Origin of the sequence: Pseudoalteromonas sp. S8-8, from assembly GCF_000497875.1 — a bacterium.
In the GTDB taxonomy this organism is placed as follows: Bacteria; Pseudomonadota; Gammaproteobacteria; order Enterobacterales; family Alteromonadaceae; genus Pseudoalteromonas; species Pseudoalteromonas arctica.
Genome location: NZ_AUTR01000057.1, coordinates 70,169 through 90,952, shown reverse-complemented (window position 1 = coordinate 90,952; position 20,784 = coordinate 70,169). Strand labels below are relative to the sequence as shown.

The window sequence follows — 20,784 nt, the reverse complement described above, 5'->3', positions numbered from 1 at the left end:
CCAGCACTTTTTAAATATGCTAGGTGATAATTGCGCTAATATATTTATTAATATAACTATTTACTCACCCAACGCGCTTTAAAACCACGCGTATCAACATGTATAAATGCGCCTCGGTGCGACTTAGGTCCATAAATACCTAAACCACCTAGTAAACCTTTAAATGATTCACGTCTAGCTAACGACTCCACTATATCGGCCATAGCTTTAGCGTCACCAATTGAATGCTTACCGTCATTATTTAAATCATCCATACGGTAGTTGCCATCGTTATCTATAAAAATATCGGCAGCATCACCAAATACATGTCGGCTAAGTTTTACATTACCAATTGATTTGTTGTAGTACGGAGTTCTATAACCGCTCATAACCACCATATTACTAACCGGTATACCTTCTAAAATCAGTTCTTTTCGTATTTTCTCTAGTTTAAGTAGCAACTTATTTTGTAAAAATAAATACTTTGGGTGCTTACTTCGCTGCTTACTAACAAATTCCTTTAGTGAAAAGTGAGGTGATATTTTTACGTTTTCATTTTCAGGCGTCACCTTAACAAAGCCATCGGGCACTATGTAGTGTAAAGTGTCTTTAATCTGTGAAGGTTTAGGATAGTGCCCAATGTGGTAATACTTGAGCTTTCCTCCTTCGACATTGTCTGCCGGTACTTTTACAAATACGTTGATTTTCATACGCTGTTTTTTATCGGGCGACTCAATAATTACCGTTGTTAAACCAGGCTCTTTGGGTGCTTGCCATTGCCAGCGGTTGGTGTCTGTAAGCTTAGATTTTCCTTGAGTGTTAATTAGCGTGTAAGCATTTTTTGATTGCGCAAAAAGCACTTCAAACTCAACTTGCTCTTTGGGCATTACAAATACTGAAAACACCGAATATGGCATAACTATATCGTTAATTTTTAGGCTAAATTCTGCATCTTCAAAGTTGGCTTTGTTTTTTATATCAACTACCTGATGTGCAGGCTTTGTAAGCGCTGCAGCAAATACACTATTGCCAAATATAATTGTGAATATGGCGATAGAAATGTAATGAATAAATTGCATAAACCCTCTCATTATTTATTTTTTAACAAAGCGGCAATCACCGACTGTTCATCATTTTTTAATAGTGCTTTTTTATCGCGTTGATATATGTCATCTCTAAAGTTAACCAGCTTATTTTCGTCAACCCATGCAGTCCAATAAACTAAATGAATAGGAAGAGGCTCATCTAAATAAAACGTCTGAGTACTGTTTTGAACAAGTGCGCTGTCCATATTATTGAGTGTCTGTGCTTCTCCTTCGTGCTTAATAATTTCACGCGCTAACGAAAAAGGCTTTTCTATTCTTATACAGCCATGCGATAAGGCTCGGTTTGCTTGGCTAAAACGGTGCTTTGCTGGTGTATCGTGAACATAAATTGCTTCGGCATTGGGAAATAAATACTTAACTTCCCCTAGAGGGTTTTCTTCACCAGCACGTTTTACTAAAAAGTGATCAAATTGGTACGGCTTAATAGAATCCCAATCAATATTGCTTGGATTAACAGTTTGTGAGTCTAGGTAGCTGTTTTTTCTAATTTCAATGTTATTTTTTACAAGGTAGTCAGGATCCTCGGCTACCTTTGGAGCAATTTCTTTGGTGGCAATTGATGTGGGTATACGCCATTCAGGATTAACTACAAACTTTTCTATTTCGTCGCTAAATGCAGGTGTTTCCCAACTTGGTTTACCTACAATTACGTTATTTTTTAATTTTACATCGCCAGCTTTTACAAATCGTAAGCTGTATTCTGGAATATTTACATACACATATTGCTCATCACTTGCGCCTGCAAAGTTAGTTATTCTATAAAAGTTAAGTTTTAATTTATCGAGTTTTTGCTGTGCGGGCACATTAAGCGATGCAAAAGTACGCTTACCCACTCGGCCATCAACTTTTAAACCATGGCGGCTTTGAAATTGCTTAACAGCTTGCTCTAAATCTTTATCAAACGTGCATATAGCTTCGTCGCACACATTAGTTTTTAAGTCACGCTCTTGATATAAGCGCTGTGCAAGTAAGCTCACCTCTTTATTACTGCCCAGTTCAAGCAATTCGTCGTGATATAAGTGTGTAAAACCACCTTTGTTAACTATTTCTTGATACCAATTAATAGCTTTTTCTGTACGTTCAATTAACTGCGCTGAATATTGGTCAAAGTAGTAGGTGTCATCAGCTTGCATGTACTTTTGTGAGTTGTAAGTAGTTAGTGAAGAGTTAGCGAGTACCACACTTTCAAGCTCATCGGCAGCGAGTGTTGGTGCTGAGCATAAGCCGCTCATGCCAATAAATAATGCAGTTTTTAAAGTAAAGCCCTTTGCTTTAGTAAGCGCTTGATTTGAAAATGACTCCTTCACTATGTACCTCCTCGCTAAATATCGTTGATAAATGCTTTTGTACTTACCACTAAGTAGTACACTGGAGGTGCAACGGTAATGCCAAATTAAAGTTTCAAAATAAACAATTGAAATTTAATGACTTTTTAAAAACCCTTATTCTAAACGTTAATAAATTAAATTAAAGAATATGTAATTAATATGCTCAAGTGTGTAAAGTTGCTATGGCAATTAATCTTTTAAAAAAGCTAAAAAACCACGTTCATAACGACTCAAGTACTTTGTTTTTCGTGGTAATGAAAGGGACTCTCTCCACGCAGTTTGAGTATCTTCATCTTCTTTACACAGCGTAATTAAATCGGGATGCACATAAGATTTGCGTGCTATAGCTGGAGTATTACCAAGTTGCTCAGATACGCTATCAAGCATGCTTTTTAAAGTAAGCGCCCCTTTAGCTTTAGCTAATTGTTTGAATGCAATAACGCTTGCTCGCCAAGTTCTAAAGTGTTTTGCACTAAACTCCTCGCCCATTATTTGCTGAATGTATTGGTTTATTTCGCTTGATGTAACATTTGTGCGCTCACCTTCATTTATATACTGAAATAAATGCTGCCCGGGTAAATCTTGTAAGTCTTTTATAACATGGCTAAGCACCCTGTCGGTTATATTTACTTCACGTTCTTTACCTGATTTGGCACGATATTTTAGCTGAATATTTTTGCCCGTGAGTTTTGCATGGCGTGTTCGTAATGTTGTCGCACCAAAACTTTTATTTTGCTTTACGTTACGCTCGTTACCTACCCTCAACGCACCTAAATCCATAAGTCTTACAACTGCAGCTAAAGTGCGTTCAATATTAAGCTCATCGCCTTGTAAGTCTGTTTCTAAACGCGCTCTTAACAAAGGGAGTTTATTACCAAATACTCCACATGCTTGATATTTTTTTGCTTCTTGTTGCGCCCTAAATTCAGGATGGTAGCGGTATTGCTTTCGCCCCTTACTATCAAATCCTGTCGCTAAAATATGTCCGTTTTCTTCTGGGCAAAACCAGGCGTTTTTATAGGCAGGCGGAAATGCCAATCCATTCAAACGATCAATCACATTTTGCTCTTTTATTTGCTTACCGATTGGATCAAAGTAAAGCCAACTTTTATGTTTAAGTTTACGAGTGATCCCTGGTAAATTATCGTCTACATAAATTAGCTTCATTAACCCTCCAGTTATATTTAAGCATGCGTCGGAATATAAAATGTATCACTTTAAAATAACCTTAAACTGAACAAGATTATTGATATATAATAAAAAACCAACAACAATTATAAATACTTAATATATATTAATAATTCTATTTAGGTTTTCGTAAAAGCAGGTCGAACTTACGCGCCAGCAACAAGTCTATTACGATTAAACTCAATGCACTTAGCGCTAAAAAAAGCTACTTGAGATAGATTTATTATCCTAAGTTCAGATTAATTACACTTTGTCCCCGCAATTGGGGTGCTGTTTAAATGGAGAATTCAATGGCTTTTGATTATGGATCGATTGATCTTGGACTAAAAAACCCCTTCAAACTGGAAGGTAAAGTAACAGCATTAAGAGGACTCATTGAGTCTATAGCAGGTATTAGTTTACTTGTTATTGCTGCGGGCTCTGTGAAAGAAGATACAACCGCGGGTTGGATTTTAATGGTGTTTGGCATGCTTATTTTAGCATTCGGCATTCGCTCACTATCGGCAGGTATTTACGCAACACTTAAATACTTTGTAGGTAGAAACCACCCAACTTCACTTGCTTATAACTACAGTAAATCGCAAGCATCAACCGCTCAAGAAGAACAAAAAGAAGTAGCCTACACAGCGCAATCACTTGAAGAAATGCTGGTTGGTCGTAAAAACAGTACATTTAAAGAGCCTAATGGTTTTTTATCACGCTTACTTCACAGCTTAATCCCTAAGTTATTGTTTCTACCATATCCTATTCGAAATGTTGCCCAGCGATTATTTGGCTCATGGGTAAGCACCTTTGTCGCCCTTATTGCTTATGGCCTTGTTGCATTCGTATCTTTGTCGGGCTTTACCGGTGAAGCTGGGGAATTAGCATTTCCGGTCTATAGTGCAATATTAATGTTTTACGTGCTTTTTTCTTGGCGCTCTACAGGTAAACCTATCTCTCGAAATGCAGAAAAGAATATTGAAGCACTTGGTACTGGTGCACTTGCTAAAATTATTTCGTTATCTTTTATTTTACCCATCGCTATTGGTCTTTCTATGTCATGGTTGATGAAAGAACAACACATTAGCAAACAAGAAATAGATGGCTGGATTGAGCAACTACCTAGTCTTCATGCTGGCATGTACTTAATTGCGATTATTGTATTAGCCACTCTGAGCTGCGCAATTGCTTTTATTATGATTAAAGCGCGTTTAAATGCAGTTACACCTTCGGCTGAAGTATCAGAACTACGTGAAAACTGGCAAGAGTCTGTTCATCCAGACGAAATTTTTATAAACCTAGACAACCTAGTAATGGCTAACCGTCGTTATAAAGAAGTACCTAACAGAGTTTATCGCGAATTAGATCCTAAGCTTCAAGAACAAATTGAAGGTAAAGGCGGTTTTAAAGGTGAAATGATCCAAGAGATTCAACCTAAACTGCACTCAATAGACTTAGGTAAAAACTTTACGCTAGCAAGGTTACTTGCTTTAGTAAGTGGTAACTTGCTTTATATTATAGCCTTAGCGTTTACTGTGTTTTTAGCGTATTCGTTTATTAATATTTATCATTACGTTGACGCTGCAAATATTAGTAGCTTTAAACAAGTATTTAATAACCAACATGTTATTCAATTTAGTGAGCTATTAATGACAAGCTTTCACTTATTGCTAATAGGTATACTTATTAAAGCATTTGCGCAATTGCTTACAAATACAGCTCATCTATTTTTTGCTGAAATGCAGTTTGAATCACTACTAGTGTACTTTAAATGCGAAGGCACATTTACTGAGTCTAAAATATCAACAGGTACTGGTATTCACGATAGTACTCGCTCAGAAAATACTTTAGTACGCAGTAGCATAACGCCTTGGATTATTGTTTCTCGTGTTATTTCTACTACGTTTGCAGCAACAGGTATGAAAAATCTTGAACATCCTCGCCATATTATGGAAATGCATAAAGACGAAGGACAATTGCAAGCAATCAAAAAAGACGTTATCGCGTTCTTGAAAGACCGTGAATCTATCGCCTCAATCACCAGTGAGCGTGATTTAGGTAATGCGTCACAAATACATCAATTAAATCAGCAAACGCGTGCTATACCTACTCAGCAAGCGATAGCTAAAGATGACGAAGAAGCTGCAGGGTATTTAAGACAAGAAGAAAACTTATCTCCCGAGCCAAAGGGTTAATTAACTTAAACTCTGGGTTATTAGTATTAATGCCACCTTGTAAATTAGGTGGCATTTTTTTTAACCTCTATTCAATACTTTTTAACTTTATTACCTCTTTTGCACTCAACAACATGATTAATATTGGATTAGTTCACAAAGCCCTTGCTTTATGTGCCAAAACACAAATAATGAAAGGATTAATTACAGGGTAAGAATGAGGACAATGAGCTATATACTAACCACCCAATGTGCTGATGACGTAGGCTTAATAGCTAAAATTACAGGGCTTTGCCATAAAAATAATTTAAACATTACGCGTAACAACGAATTTGTAGATAAAGACGCGCAGCGATTTTTTATGCGTACAGAGCTTACAGGCGAGCCACAAAGCGACTTTTTAGATCAACTACGCGCACTGTTGCCACAAGGCGCTAAACTTGCCCTACATTGCGGTGCAAAAACTAAAGTAGTTTTACTTGCAACTAAAGAAGCCCATTGTTTAGGTGGTATGTTGCTAAAGCAATTTGAACAAACTCTTAATATTGAAGTATTAGCAGTTATTGCTAACTACGCTGATTTAGAGCCTTTAGCAAAAGGGTTTGATGTGCCGTTTCATGTTGTATCGCACGAAGGACTAACTCGTAGCGAGCACGATCAAAAAGTAGGTGATTTAATTGCCAGCTACAACCCTGATATTATTGGTCTTGCCAAATACATGCGTATTTTAAGCCCTGAATTTGTGGGTCGATTTGAAGGTAAAATAATTAATATTCATCATTCATTTTTACCCGCATTTATTGGTGCTAAACCTTATCATCAAGCATTTGAGCGCGGCGTAAAAATTATTGGTGCTACCGCTCACTTTGTGAACAACGAGCTTGATGAAGGCCCTATTATTTTGCAGGATGTAACAAGCGTTACACATGCTAATACCGCCGAAATGATGGCTAAAATGGGTAAAGATGTAGAAAAAACAGTGTTTTGTAAAGCACTCCAACTTGCATCAGAGCATAAGCTATTTATTAATGGTAATAAAACTGTAGTGTTTTCTTAGCATTGTACCAATTCGCTTAATTAAGTAGTTTATTTTGAGGTAATAAAACAGTGTTGATAACAAGGTATGCATTTTGTTATTAACCTGAATTCTGATTGATTATTCTACACATAAAAATATGCCAGCATTGTTGCTGGCATTTTTTTGCTCATAAATAAGCAAGTGACTTTTTAAATGTAAATTATGCCTGCTCTATTGGCTCGAGTTTTAATTTAGCGGCAATTAAAACGGCTTGGGTACGATTGTACACGCCGAGTTTTCTAAATATGGCTGTAATGTGTGCTTTTACTGTCGCTTCTGATATGTGCAGTTCATAAGCAATTTGCTTATTAAGTAAACCTTCGTGCAGATATTGCAGCACTCGGTATTGTTGAGGTGTTAATGAGGCAACTTGCGCTGCTATTTCTCGGTCTTCACCTTCAATTTCAGCTACTTTGTTTTTTAACTCTTTTGGTAGCCATGTATCGCCTTCAAGTATTTGGTTAATTGCACTGGCAATATCATCAGACGATGACGATTTAGGAATAAAACCCATAGCGCCGTAACCCATTACTTTTGAAACTATATTAGCGTCTTCACTACCCGAAACAACGGCAATAGGTAAGCTTGGGTATTCTTCTCTAATACGAATAAGACCATATAAATCACCGTTACCTGGCATGTGAAGGTCTAGCAGTAATATATCAAGATCCTCTTGCTCGCTTAACACTTGCAGTGTGCTGTCAAAATCGGATGATTCAAAAACCTCTAAACCTTCAAATTTTGCGCTCAGTGCGCCCTTTAGTGCTTCACGAAATAACGGATGGTCGTCCGCTATTAAAAACTGACTCATGGTTCACTCCTAATAAATTCGGCTGCCAGTTAGGTATAAAACCATTACTGACAGCCGATATACTACGTTTAGAATCAACTTGTAATCAAGTTTTTAACGCACATTTAACGATTTAATCTGTTCTCGATTAGTTCATCGACTACAGATGGATCTGCAAGCGTTGACGTATCACCGAGTTGTTGGTGCTCATTTGCAGCGATTTTACGTAAAATACGACGCATAATCTTGCCTGAGCGCGTTTTAGGTAAACCTGGAGACCATTGAATCATATCTGGTGATGCTATTGGGCTAAGCTCTTTACGAACCCAGTTACGTACCTCTTTAGTTAATTCATCGCTTACTGTTACACCTTCGTTTGGCGTAATATAAACATAAATACCTTGGCCTTTAATGTCATGCGGGTAACCTACAACAGCGGCTTCTGCTACTGCTGGATGTGATACAAGAGCACTTTCAATCTCCGCAGTACCTAAGCGATGGCCTGATACGTTAAGTACATCGTCCACACGTCCTGTGATCCAGTAATAACCGTCTTCATCACGACGACACCCATCACCAGTAAAGTAAACACCTGGGTAGGCGCTAAAATAAGTTTGTTCAAAACGTTCATGGTCGTTGTAAACAGTTCGCGCTTGCGATGGCCAACTATCTAAAATAACTAAATTACCATCTACGGCACCTTCGAGTGTATTACCTTCAGCATCAAATAATGCTGGCGCAATACCAAAAAATGGATGGGTTGCAGAGCCAGGCTTTGTATCAGTTGCACCCGGTAAAGGCGTAATCATTATGCCACCGGTTTCTGTTTGCCACCACGTATCAACAATCGGACAATTAGATTTGCCAATACTCTCGTAATACCACGTCCATGCTTCTGGATTAATTGGCTCACCAACCGAGCCTAAAATACGTAAACTATCGCGATTTGACGAAGCAGTTGGCTCATCACCTTTCGCCATTAGCGCACGAATTGCTGTAGGCGCAGTATATAAAATAGTTACACCGTGTTTATCAACAATTTCGCCCATACGTCCTGCAGTTGGATAAGTTGGTACACCTTCAAATAATACTTGTGTACAACCGTTTACTAATGGCCCGTATGCAATGTAACTGTGGCCTGTGATCCAACCTACATCGGCACTACACCAATACACATCGTCTTCTTTTAAATCAAATACGTATTCATGTGTCATTGATGAGTAAACTAAGTAGCCACCAGTCGTATGCACAACCCCCTTCGGCTGACCTGTTGAACCTGACGTATATAAAATAAACAATGGATCTTCAGCGTTCATTGGCTCTGGTTCACACTTTGCTGGTAAATCAGCAACTAGGTCATGCCACCATATATCGAGCTCATTCCAATCAACTTCACCGCCGGTTAATTGGTGCACAATAACATGCTCAATTGAGGTTACAGTTTCTTGCGCTACCGCTTCATCTACATTTGCTTTTAATGGAACACAATTACCCGCTCTGCGCCCTTCATCTGAAGTAATAACGACCTTGGCACCCGAATCTCGAATACGATCTGCAATCGCAGAAGGTGAAAAGCCACCAAATACAACCGAATGAATAGCACCAATACGTGCACAAGCTTGCATTGCATAAACAGCTTGAGGCGTCATAGGCATATAAATCGCTACACGGTCACCTTTTTGAACACCTAGCTTTTTTAAACCATTGGCAAACTTGGCTACTTCATCATGCAATTGTTGATAAGTAATATTCTCACTTTGAGATGGGCTGTCACCTTCCCAAATAAGCGCCGTTTTATCTGCTTTGGTTTTTAAGTGACGATCGATACAATTGTACGAAGCATTAAGGTAGCCATCCTCATACCATTTAATATTTATATGGCCTTTATCGAATGATGTGTTTTTAACTTTTGTATAAGGGGTAGACCAATCAAGACGTTTGCCATGCTCACGCCAAAAACTTTCTGGGTCATCAATAGATTGCTTGTAAAGCGTATTATATTTATTTTTATCTACAAGAGTCGCATCTTTAATATGCGCAGGAACTGGATAGATACTTTGTGACATCTTAGTCTCCATTTAAATTACTTGCCTTAAGCTTTTATCAAGGATTACTCAGCAGTGCTACATTAAGTATTAGACCTTAGTTGTACACCCCTTCAATTTCCTCATTTGTAGTTTATAATCCTTCTGCTTTCAATTTTTTTACATAAATAATACAACGCGTTAAATGTAAGTAAATACAAACTAATCTGCTCTCAAACCTTAGTCTTATAGACCAATAGGTAATTGAGTAAATATTGCACATATTCAACAGTGTTGTCGTACTCTAATAAAGATATTTTGTTGTACTTACTAAAATGCTTTATTTAACGAATGAAAATAGAAAGTGAATTGAAAGCCAAATTAACAACCCTTTTTATTCGTAAGTAATACTCGTAGCAAGTAATACAAATATCTATGAAAAAAAAGTAACAAATAACAAGTAGCCTATAAAGGACACCACAATGAAATTTACCCCATTAAAAACATTGGCAGCAAGCGCTGTACTATGTGCACTATCAAGTACTGCATACGCGGCAACTGCTGCAAAAATTGGTGATACCGAATTTACTTACGGTGGATACATTAAACTCGACTCTATGTGGAGTGATTATTCAGCGGGTGCGCCTGCAGGTTCAAACGTAGGTCGTGACTTTTACGTACCAAGTACGCTAACAGTTGGCGACGATAACAGCTCAGATGCTGTGTTTGATATGCATGCTCGCGAGTCACGCTTTAACTTTGGCACAGCCACTGTTATGGATAACGGTAAGACCGTTAACACTAAAATTGAGATTGATTTTTTAGCCTCAGCTGCTGGCGGCAATGAACGTGTATCAAACTCTTATGCTCCACGTATTCGCCATGCGTTTGTGACATACGACGGTTGGTTATTTGGTCAAACATGGTCTAACTTTCAAAACGTGGGTGCCCTTGCTGAAACGCTTGATTTTGTAGGCCCAGCTGAAGGCACTATATTTGTTCGTCAATCGCAAATTAAATATACCACTGGCGCATGGTCTTTCTCATTAGAAAACCCAGAAAGTACAATTTCTACTACTAGCGGTATGGTAGTAACTGATGATGCATCATTGCCTGACTTTACAGCTCGTTACACACACAAAGCTGATTGGGGTAACATTGTTGTTGCAGCGCTTGCTCGCCAACTTACTTATAAAGTAGGCAGTGTTGATGCAGATGAAACATCTTTTGGTATTAGTGCGTCGGGTAAAATAAACCTTGGTGAAGACAACCTTAAATTTATGCTTACTCAAGGTAAAGGCTTAGGCCGTTACGTAGGCTTAAACGTTGCTCACGGCGCAGTACTTAATGGCGATGAACTAGATGCCATTGATTCGACTTCTGGTTTTGTTGCTTACCAGCACAAGTGGACAAGCCAATGGCGTTCAACGTTCTTATACTCTTTCTTCTCTGCTGATAACAACACTGATTTATTAGCTATTTCTGGTGATCCGACTGAATCAAGCCAAAGCTATAGCGCTAACATTTTATATTCCCCTGTTAAACGCCTAACATTTGGAGCTGAGCTAAAACATGCTGAGCGTGAAACTGAAAGTGGCGTAGATGGCGATTTAGATCGTTTACAATTCTCTGTTAAATACTCTTTTTAATAACTAAAAAGCTAACTACTTTAAATAAGCGGCCTAGGCCGCTTTTTTTATAAGGGATATTAAGTTCTATATAATTCATCAATTCGTACCCATAATCTCTTTATGTGACGCTAAAATCCAACAAAATAGAATAATAATAGGTAAAACACACAACTCAATTGCAAATCGATATCATTTAGATTAAGTTACGCACTTCTTTTTGAACTAACTGGAAAAACTTATGTCGCCCCCTCAAGTTTTGCGTTTATCTAAATTAAGCTTTGCTACTTCTTTAATTCTATCTGGTTATGCACTTGCTGATGAAGCAACTGTAAAAGATGAACCTCTCGAAAAAATTGCGGTATATGGTCAACATCACAAAAACTACATAACAGAAGAAGCGCAATCAGCTACCAAACTAGGTTTAACAATTAAAGAAACACCACAGTCAATCTCGGTAGTATCACGCGCATTAATGGACGACTTTTCACTAGACGATATAAACTCAGTACTTGAAAGCACCCCCGGCGTAACAGTAGAGCAAATAGAAACAGATCGTACTTACTTTAAAGCTCGTGGCTTTGAAATTACTAACTTTCAAGTTGATGGCTTAGGTATTCCACAAAGCTCTGGATCTATTCAAGGCAGCCTTGATACTTCAATTTATGACCGTGTAGAAATAGTTCGTGGCGCTAATGGCTTAATGACCGGTGCCGGTAATCCTTCTGCAACTGTAAATATGGTTTTAAAGAAACCAACTTACACAACACAAGCAAATGCATCAGCCTCGTATGGCTCATGGAATAAAAAACGTTTAGATTTAGATGTATCTACGCCAATAAATGAAGAACACGCCGTACGTGCTGTATTTACAAAGCAAAAAGCTGATTCATACCTAGATCGCTACGAAACAGATAAAACAATTATTTATTTAGCCTACGAAGGCAAATTAACAGACAACACATTATTAAGCGTTAACTACGTTAACCAACAAAAAGATGCTGATAGCCCACTTTGGGGGGCACTACCTCTTTATTACACCGACGGCTCACCAACCGACTATGACGAATCAACCAGTACTGCTGCTGATTGGTCTTACTGGGATAACAGTGCAGAGCAAGTATATGTAACGCTTGAACAAAACTTATCAGCAACATGGGTGGCTAGAGCACGCTATGCGCACATCGAAAACGAGCAAGACTCAGAGCTGTTCTACGTATACGGTACACCAAATAAAGACACTGAACTTGGTTTAACAGGTTATGCAAGTCGTTATGATTACGAAGATAAGCATGACTTATTTGATTTATACGCCAGTGGTAAATTTGATTTATTTAATCAAGAGCACGATCTATCATTTGGTGTTAGCCAAGCAAAAATGGATTACACAGAGCAATCTCTTTACGATTACACTACAGGTAATGGTTTTCCAGATATGCCATCACTTAGAACGTGGGATGGTGTAATACCAGAAGCAACGCTTGCTGATGGCGTAAATGGTAGTGATATTACTAACGAGCAAAAATCAGCTTACATATCAACTCGCATTAAATTAAGCGAGCCTTTAAGTGTACTTGCTGGCGTGCGTTATACCGATTGGGAAACAAAAGGCACAGCCTATGGCGTTGCTCAAACTCGAAGTGACTCTGAGCTAATACCGTACATTGGTACAGTGTACGACTTTAACGAATCTCTATCGGCTTATGCAAGCTATACAGAAACATTTGTACCGCAAAAAGAACTAGACATAAATGCCAATCAACTACCTGCTGTTACTGGAAAAAGTAGCGAAATAGGTGTCAAAGCACAGCTTCTAGACGACCAGTTATTTGTAACGTTTGCTTATTTTGATGCAAAACAAGATGGCCTTGCTGTTGCTATAGCTAACTCATTACCAAGTGATACGCGTTATTATGCAGCTGATGGCATTAGTAGTAATGGTTTTGAAGTAGAGTTAAGTGGTAAATTTACAGATGATTTAAGTGCAAGTATTAGCTTTAGTAATTTAAATATTGATGGTGATGATTTAGTAAAAGATTACACACCAGAAAACCAACTTAAAGTGGCCGCAACCTATCAAGTACCTTTAGTTGATGGCTTATCATTTGGTGCAAACTATCGCTGGCAGGATTCAACTAGCCGAGTTCAAGTTAAAGATGCTAATGGTATTGCAAGTGTTACTACCAACCAAGATGCATACGGGTTACTTGATTTAATGGCCACTTACAAAATTACAGATAACGTAGGAGTCACTTTCAACGTTAATAACACCACAGGTGAAAAATATTTGCACAGCCTATACTGGGAACAAGGTTACTATGGTGCACCGCGTAACTACGCTCTATCTGTAAATTGGCAGTTATAAATATATTTGATTAATTAAAGGCTGTAGATTTTTGCGGTTAAATTAAAAAACGACACATTTTTAATGTGTCGTTTTTATTTTATCTAACCTAAACTCTGGTTAAGAGATTTACTAACGTATTGAATCATAGTGGTATTTAAATTTATTTTCTCTAGCCAGAGATTTTCAGTGGAAACAAGGCGAATTTACGCGTCAATAGCTGGCCTATTGTAAGTAAATTCAACGCAGTTAGCGCTGAAAATAGCTGCTCGAGATAGATTTATTATCCAGAGCTCAGGTTATCTACTTTAAGTTTTTAATAACAAAAAAACGCTAATCATTACTGATTAACGCTTTTTAAAGCTCGGGTCAAATCAAGCTTAAAAACTCATTTGAGACTGTTAAAGATCAGCGTCATCGCCCAACTTATCTTCACCATCATCTGGTTCAATAGTTGCTTTTAATAAAAGCATTTCGCGTAACTTGCCTTCAATCTCATCTGCAATTTCTGGGTTTTCTTTCAAAAACTTAATTGAGTTAGATTTACCTTGGCCAACCTTGTTGCCACAGTAGCTATACCAAGCACCAGCTTTTTCAACAATTTTATGCTTAACGCCTAGGTCAATTAGCTCGCCTTGCTTAGAAATACCTTCACCATACATGATGATAAATTCAGCTTGTTTAAACGGCGGCGCTACTTTGTTTTTAACAATTTTAACGCGAGTTTCGTTACCAACAACTTCATCGCCTTCTTTAACAGAACCAATACGACGAATATCAATACGTACCGATGCGTAAAACTTAAGTGCATTACCACCCGTTGTTGTTTCTGGGTTACCAAACATAACACCAATTTTCATACGGATTTGGTTAATGAAAATACATAACGTGTTAGAGCGTTTAATGTTACCAGTAAGCTTACGTAATGCTTGCGACATTAAACGTGCTTGTAAGCCCATGTGCGAGTCGCCCATGTCGCCTTCAATTTCAGCTTTTGGTGTAAGTGCAGCAACCGAGTCAATTACAACAACGTCTACCGCGCTTGAGCGCACTAACATGTCACAAATTTCTAATGCTTGCTCACCGGTATCTGGTTGCGATACAAAAAGCTCATCAATGTTAACACCAAGCTTTTGTGCATAAACTGGATCTAGAGCATGCTCAGCATCAATAAAGGCACATGTTTTGCCTTCTTTTTGCGCTTCAGCGATAACTTGTAAAGTAAGCGTTGTTTTACCAGATGACTCAGGTCCGTATACTTCAACAATACGTCCCATAGGTAAACCACCTATGCCTAAAGCAATATCAATACCTAATGAGCCTGTAGATACAGATTCAATGTTTAACGCTTTGTTATCACCCAATTTCATAATTGAGCCTTTACCAAATTGACGTTCAATTTGTGATAGTGCAGCGTCCAACGCTTTTTGTTTGTTATCGTTCATTTTATTCTCCAAATCCAGCTAATGGAATCAAGTATACTGTATGAAATCACAGTATCAAGCTAATTTTTTTATTTTATCTCATCTATTACACTTTTCAATGCAAATACAATAGCTTGCAGTCTAACTTGAGCCCTATCGCCAGAGAATACTTGTTTAAAGGTCAGTACTTTGTCATTAATTTGTATGCCAAACCACACAAGTCCCACAGGTTTACCTTCTGTTGCCCCGCCAGGTCCTGCAATACCTGATACAGCTATAGATATATTTGCATTTGTTGCTTTAATAGCACCTAATGCCATTTCACGCACTGTTTGTTCGCTCACAGCACCGTACTTTGCTAATGTGCTTGCACTTACATTTAGCAAATCTTGCTTTGCTTGGTTGCTGTAAGTCACAAATGCACGGTCAATATAAGCCGAGCTTCCGGGCGTATCTGTAAGGGCATAACTCACTCCGCCACCAGTACATGACTCAGCACTAGTGATCCATAAGCATTTATCCGTTAAAATAGCGCCTAATTGCGCAGCAAGTGTTTTAATCTCTTGATGTAATTCCATATTCAGCCTTTGGGTAAATACATGTCGTTTGATCTTTATGCACCACACACTATAAAACAACAAACCCCTATGATGCAGCAGTATCTAAAAATAAAATCAGAGCATCGCGATATTTTATTGTTTTATCGTATGGGCGATTTTTACGAACTCTTTTTTGATGACGCTAAACGCGCCGCTCAATTACTCGATATTTCGCAAACACATCGCGGTAAAGCCGGTGGCGATCCTATCCCTATGGCGGGCGTGCCTTATCATGCAGTAGAAAACTACCTAGCACGCTTAGTTCAAATGGGTGAGTCAGTGGCTATCTGCGAACAAGTGGGTGACCCTGCAACTAGTAAAGGTCCTGTCGATCGTAAAGTTGTTCGTATAGTTACACCTGGTACAATTTCTGACGAAGCGCTTTTACAAGAACGACAAGACAACCTTCTTACCAGCGTTTGGCAAAGTAAAAAAGGTCTATACGGTATCGCGTACCTTGATATTAACTCTGGTCGCTTTAACGTTGTAGAGGTTAACACCGACGAAGCCTTTAGCTCAACTATTCAGCGCTTAGCTCCGGCAGAACTTCTGTATAGCGAAAGCTTTGAAAACTTTCATTTAATTGAGCATATAAAAGGTGCCCGCCGCCGCCCAGAGTGGGAGTTCGACTTAGATACGGCCGAGCACTTATTATGCGATCAGTTTGGTACTAAAGATTTAGTAGGTTTTGGTGTTGATAAAGCCCACAGCGCGCTTGTTGCTGCCGGTTGCCTGATGCAATACGTAAAAGATACACAGCGTATTGCACTGCCACATATTCGTGCAATTACACTTGAGCACAACGAACACGCTGTTATTTTAGATGCCGCTACTCGTAAAAATTTAGAACTTACCGTTAATTTATCAGGCGGGTTTGAAAATACACTTGCCCAAGTACTTGATAAAACAGCAACGCCAATGGGTTCTCGTCTACTTAAGCGCCGTATTCATACACCTGTACGTAATAAAGACGAGCTAAATTCTCGCTTAAATGCAATTAGCGCTATTTTAGATGTACAACTGTGCGGTGAATTACACGAATCATTAAAAGAGATTGGTGATGTAGAGCGAGTTATTGCACGCCTAGCTTTATGCACAGCTCGCCCGCGCGATTTAACTCGCCTTCGCAATGCATTACAAGCACTTGCGCCACTGCACACTTTGTTAGGTGGTGCTAACGATCCTCGTATTACGGGTATTATCAAGCACTCGCCTGAGCTCCCTGATTTACAAGAGTTATTAGAACGTGCAGTGATAGAAAACCCACCGGTACTTATTCGTGATGGTGGCGTTATTGCCCCTGGTTACAACAGCGAACTAGATGAGTGGCGTAACTTAAGTAAAGGTGCAACCGATGTACTTGATCAACTAGAGTTGCGTGAACGCGAACGCACGGGTATTAGTACGCTTAAAATTGGTTATAACCGCGTACATGGCTTTTTTATTGAAGTAAGCCGCGCCAATGCTCACTTAGTGCCAGCCGACTACATTCGTCGTCAAACACTCAAAAATAACGAACGCTATATAATTCCTGAGCTTAAAGAGCACGAAGATAAAGTACTTGGTAGCCAATCAAAAGCCTTAGCGCTTGAAAAACAACTATACGAGGAGCTGTTCAGATTTATCGCTCCACATATTGAACAGTTGCAAATGATGGCAGCAGCACTGGCCGATTTAGACGTGTTAAATAACTTGGCCGAACGTGCCTTTGCACTCAATTATGCAAAACCAGAACTGTGCGATAACGACAATATAAGCATTAAGCAAGGTCGTCACCCTGTTGTTGAGCAAGTAATGAAAGAACCGTTTATTGCTAACCCTGTTGAATTAAACAGCCAACGTAAAATGTTGATTATTACGGGTCCAAACATGGGCGGTAAATCAACCTATATGCGCCAAACAGCACTTATTGTACTAATGGCTCACATTGGCAGTTATGTACCTGCAGACAGCGCTAAAATAGGTAATATTGATCGCATATTTACACGTATTGGTGCTAGCGATGATTTAGCATCAGGTCGCTCAACCTTCATGGTAGAAATGACCGAAACAGCGACTATTTTAAATAATGCCACGGCGCAGTCTTTAGTGTTAATGGATGAAATTGGTCGCGGTACAAGTACCTACGATGGGCTCTCGCTTGCGTATGCAACAGCCGATCATTTAGCGTCAAAAATATCAGCTAAAACATTATTTGCTACGCACTACTTTGAGTTAACAGAACTTGCTGAACAAACAACAGGTCTGGTAAACGTGCACCTTGATGCAATAGAGCATAACGATACAATCGCCTTTATGCATACAGTACTTGATGGCGCAGCAAGTAAGAGCTTTGGCTTACAGGTAGCTGCTCTTGCGGGTGTGCCAAAAGCTGTTATTGCACAAGCAAAGCAAAAACTTAAGTTACTTGAAAATCATCAAAGCGTTACTGCACCAAATACAGAGCAACAAGCCTTTACTTTTAATAACGAAATTGCACAAAGTACACCTTCCGAAGTTGAAGAGCAGTTAAGCGCAATTGACCCTGATAATTTATCGCCACGCCAAGCGCACGATTTGTTATATAAACTAAAAGCATTGTTGTAATTTATATCATCTAATTTACAAGCATAAAAAAGCCGAAGAATAAATTCTTCGGCTTTTTAACACACATAGTCTCTTATACTATTTAACTAGTTACGAAAACTGATTAAACAAGCTATCTGTACTTAAACCTTCTTGTTGCAAAATGTCTTTTAAACGACGTAATGCCTCTACCTGAATTTGTCTTACACGCTCACGTGTTAAGCCTATTTCACGACCTACATCTTCAAGTGTAGATGGCTCGTAGCCAAGTAGACCAAATCGACGTGCTAACACTTCACGTTGTTTAGGGTTTAATTCTCCTAACCAATCTACAATATGTTTATTAATATCATTATTTTGTACTTCGCCTTCAGGGCCTGCACTTTTTTCATCTGGGATGATATCAAGCAGTACACTGTCGTTTTCACCACCAATCGGCATATCAACCGATGCAATTCTTTCGTTTAAACGTAGCATTTTAGTTACGTCTTCAACGGGTCTGTCTAGGCAAGCTGCAATTTCGTCAGCTGTTGGCTCATGGTCAAGCTTTTGAGTTAATTCACGTGCTGTACGCAGGTAAACATTAAGCTCTTTAACTACATGGATAGGTAAGCGAATGGTACGCGTTTGGTTCATAATGGCACGTTCAATTGTTTGACGTATCCACCATGTAGCGTAAGTAGAAAATCTAAAGCCACGTTCAGGGTCAAATTTTTCAACAGCGCGAATTAAGCCTAAGTTACCTTCTTCAATTAAATCGAGTAGAGCAAGGCCACGGTTATTGTAACGGCGTGCTATTTTAACAACTAAACGTAAGTTACTTTCAATCATACGTTTGCGTGAGGCTTCACAACCTCGAAGTGATTTGCGAGAAAAAAACACTTCTTCTTCTGCGCTAAGCAAAGGAGAAAAACCAATTTCGCCTAAATAAAGTTGGGTTGCATCAAGATTTTTAGTTACTTCTTCTTTTGCAAAGATTTCATCGTCTTCGACTTTATCTAGTAAAGTTGTGCTTTCATCAGCAGCGATGTCATCAAATTTTTCGTCAGTCGTAGTGTGTTTGTCAAGTTTTGCTGCGCTAGCCATAAGCCTTCTCCCGAGCAATTATCAATACCTGAAAATTAGGGTAGGTATTTAGCAGGATTGACAGCTTGCCCTCGGTAGCGAATTTCAAAACGAAGCGCGATGACCGGAGATTCTGAATTACCAATTTCTGCTATTTTTTGTCCTGCCTTAACCTTCTGCTTTTCTTTAACAAGTAATTTCGAGTTATGTGCATAAGCACTTAGGTAATCATCATTATGTTTCAATATGATTAAACTACCATAACCTCGTAGAGCGTTACCCGCGTATACCACTGTTCCTTGTGCCGCAGCTAAGACTGAAGCCCCTTTGCGATTAGTAATCTGTAAACCTTTATAACCGTTTTCCTTATTAGAAAAGCGTTTGGTAATTTTGCCCTTTGCAGGCCAAAACCACTTAACTTTACTGCTCGACAAACGTTTAGTATTACTAACTTTGTTACTGGCTTGTTTCTGAACATACTCTCGTTGTTTTGGAGGATCAAGCTCTTTCTTTAATATTATGTTATTTTTTTGTGTGTTTTTTATAGACTTTTTACTCGAATTCGTATATTTTTCATCCCTTTTTGTTTTTTCGGGCTTGGGGGTCAAGGAGATGTTTTGCCCAGGGAAAATTGTGTAAGGTGATGGAATTAAATTGTTTTTTGCAAGTAATCTAAAATCTTTACCGGCGCTAAAGGCTATCGAATAGAGCGTATCACCTTTTTGCACCTTATAAATATCGCCATTTATGTTAATGGTATGACCTAAATCATTAACATTATTATTTAGGCTGCTAACAGGCGCTGGAATATGGCGAGAAGAGCAACCAGAAAGAAAAACACCAACAAATATAGTCACATACAGTAAAAACTGTTTATTCATTGTATTTTTCTCCCAAATTAGACAATTGATATTTTTAACGCTTAACGCAATAAAAAGTACGCTAGCGCAATTAATACCACTAATCCCCAACCAAGTATTTCAATATATTGACGTAATTTTGCTTCCATTTTAGCCCCGCCCCACTTCATTAAGGCTGAAACTAAAAAGAATCGCGCACCACGTCCAATCGCCGATGCGAGTAAAAATGGCAAAAATGCCATTTGTAAAACACCTGCGCCAATGGTAAATACTTTATATGGTATAGGCGAAAAACCAGCTAAAAACACAACCCAAACACCGTAATCTTTAAACCAATTTAATGCGATATCAAACTTTTCTTGCCAGTGCATTTGTGCAATCAATGGCTCAACAACGGGTTCAAATAGCCAAAACCCAAGCAAGTAACCAACTACTCCACCAACAACCGATGCTATTGTGGCAAAGCTTGCAAAACGCCATGCTTTTTTGGGTTGCGCAAGCGACATAGGTGCAAGCATTACATCGGGCGGTATCGGAAAAAAAACTGACTCTGCAAAGCTCATTGCAGCTAAATAACGTTCCGCATGACGGTGTTTTGCCCACACTAGGGCCATATCGTATAACTTGGTAAACAACTTCAAAATGAATTC

At 38.7% G+C, this 20,784-nt stretch carries 15 protein-coding genes; 5 read left to right on the top strand and 10 right to left on the bottom strand.

The features are described from left to right. Positions 1 to 56: 56 nt before the first annotated feature. The 3 genes from L659_RS0118475 to L659_RS0118465 form a co-directional block, all read right to left on the bottom strand. Positions 57 to 1,058, bottom strand: a complete 1,002-nt coding sequence (locus tag L659_RS0118475) for a D-Ala-D-Ala carboxypeptidase family metallohydrolase (RefSeq protein WP_024591492.1) — start codon at positions 1,056 to 1,058, stop codon at positions 57 to 59. Positions 1,059 to 1,069: 11 nt separating this feature from the next. Next, positions 1,070 to 2,392 (bottom strand): L,D-transpeptidase family protein, encoded by a 1,323-nt coding sequence (locus L659_RS0118470; RefSeq protein WP_024591491.1) that lies wholly within the window; start codon positions 2,390 to 2,392, stop codon positions 1,070 to 1,072. Positions 2,393 to 2,602: 210 nt separating this feature from the next. Next, entirely contained in the window at positions 2,603 to 3,580 is a 978-nt protein-coding gene (locus L659_RS0118465) for a DNA topoisomerase IB (RefSeq protein ID WP_024591490.1), read from the bottom strand. Positions 3,581 to 3,891: 311 nt separating this feature from the next. On the opposite strand from L659_RS0118465, the gene L659_RS0118460 reads away from it, so the two are divergent. Then, the gene (locus L659_RS0118460; RefSeq protein WP_024591489.1) at positions 3,892 to 5,778 is read left to right on the top strand and encodes a hypothetical protein; all 1,887 of its coding nucleotides are present in this window, start codon (positions 3,892 to 3,894) and stop codon (positions 5,776 to 5,778) included. Positions 5,779 to 5,983: 205 nt separating this feature from the next. Next, positions 5,984 to 6,814: a formyltetrahydrofolate deformylase gene (purU, locus tag L659_RS0118450; RefSeq protein WP_007584800.1), complete on the top strand. Its 831-nt coding sequence runs from the start codon at positions 5,984 to 5,986 to the stop codon at positions 6,812 to 6,814. 181 nt (positions 6,815 to 6,995) lie between these two features. On the opposite strand, the gene L659_RS0118445 is transcribed toward purU, so the two are convergent. Together L659_RS0118445 and acs are read right to left on the bottom strand one after the other, a co-directional pair. After that, positions 6,996 to 7,646, bottom strand: coding sequence for a response regulator transcription factor (locus L659_RS0118445; RefSeq protein ID WP_007584799.1), 651 nt, complete (start codon positions 7,644 to 7,646; stop codon positions 6,996 to 6,998). A 104-nt stretch (positions 7,647 to 7,750) separates the two neighbouring features. Then, the gene (acs, locus tag L659_RS0118440; RefSeq protein WP_024591488.1) at positions 7,751 to 9,691 is read right to left on the bottom strand and encodes an acetate--CoA ligase; all 1,941 of its coding nucleotides are present in this window, start codon (positions 9,689 to 9,691) and stop codon (positions 7,751 to 7,753) included. Positions 9,692 to 10,131: 440 nt separating this feature from the next. Between acs and L659_RS0118435 the strand changes: the two genes are divergently transcribed. Together L659_RS0118435 and L659_RS0118425 are read left to right on the top strand one after the other, a co-directional pair. Beyond that, complete coding sequence (locus L659_RS0118435; RefSeq protein ID WP_010554447.1) at positions 10,132 to 11,298, top strand: DcaP family trimeric outer membrane transporter; 1,167 nt, start codon at positions 10,132 to 10,134, stop codon at positions 11,296 to 11,298. A gap of 220 nt (positions 11,299 to 11,518) precedes the next feature. After that, positions 11,519 to 13,642, top strand: coding sequence for a TonB-dependent siderophore receptor (locus L659_RS0118425; protein WP_024591487.1), 2,124 nt, complete (start codon positions 11,519 to 11,521; stop codon positions 13,640 to 13,642). Between the two features lie 380 nt (positions 13,643 to 14,022). Here the strand turns inward: L659_RS0118425 and recA are convergent, their stop codons facing one another. Further along, on the bottom strand, positions 14,023 to 15,066 hold the full coding sequence (recA, locus tag L659_RS0118420) for a recombinase RecA (protein WP_024591486.1): 1,044 nt from the start codon (positions 15,064 to 15,066) through the stop codon (positions 14,023 to 14,025). A 68-nt stretch (positions 15,067 to 15,134) separates the two neighbouring features. Beyond that, on the bottom strand, positions 15,135 to 15,623 hold the full coding sequence (locus L659_RS0118415; protein ID WP_024591485.1) for a CinA family protein: 489 nt from the start codon (positions 15,621 to 15,623) through the stop codon (positions 15,135 to 15,137). Between the two features lie 21 nt (positions 15,624 to 15,644). On the opposite strand from L659_RS0118415, the gene mutS reads away from it, so the two are divergent. Beyond that, positions 15,645 to 18,230, top strand: a complete 2,586-nt coding sequence (gene mutS, locus L659_RS0118410) for a DNA mismatch repair protein MutS (protein WP_024591484.1) — start codon at positions 15,645 to 15,647, stop codon at positions 18,228 to 18,230. Between the two features lie 90 nt (positions 18,231 to 18,320). On the opposite strand, the gene rpoS is transcribed toward mutS, so the two are convergent. Genes rpoS through L659_RS0118395 form a run of 3 tightly spaced genes read right to left on the bottom strand, consistent with a single transcriptional unit; the run spans position 18,321 to position 20,775 of the window. Then, positions 18,321 to 19,295: an RNA polymerase sigma factor RpoS gene (gene rpoS, locus L659_RS0118405; RefSeq protein ID WP_007584786.1), complete on the bottom strand. Its 975-nt coding sequence runs from the start codon at positions 19,293 to 19,295 to the stop codon at positions 18,321 to 18,323. Between the two features lie 35 nt (positions 19,296 to 19,330). Then, positions 19,331 to 20,155 (bottom strand): peptidoglycan DD-metalloendopeptidase family protein, encoded by an 825-nt coding sequence (locus tag L659_RS0118400; protein WP_024591483.1) that lies wholly within the window; start codon positions 20,153 to 20,155, stop codon positions 19,331 to 19,333. A 41-nt stretch (positions 20,156 to 20,196) separates the two neighbouring features. Beyond that, positions 20,197 to 20,775: a YqaA family protein gene (locus L659_RS0118395; RefSeq protein ID WP_007584782.1), complete on the bottom strand. Its 579-nt coding sequence runs from the start codon at positions 20,773 to 20,775 to the stop codon at positions 20,197 to 20,199. Positions 20,776 to 20,784: the final 9 nt, after the last annotated feature.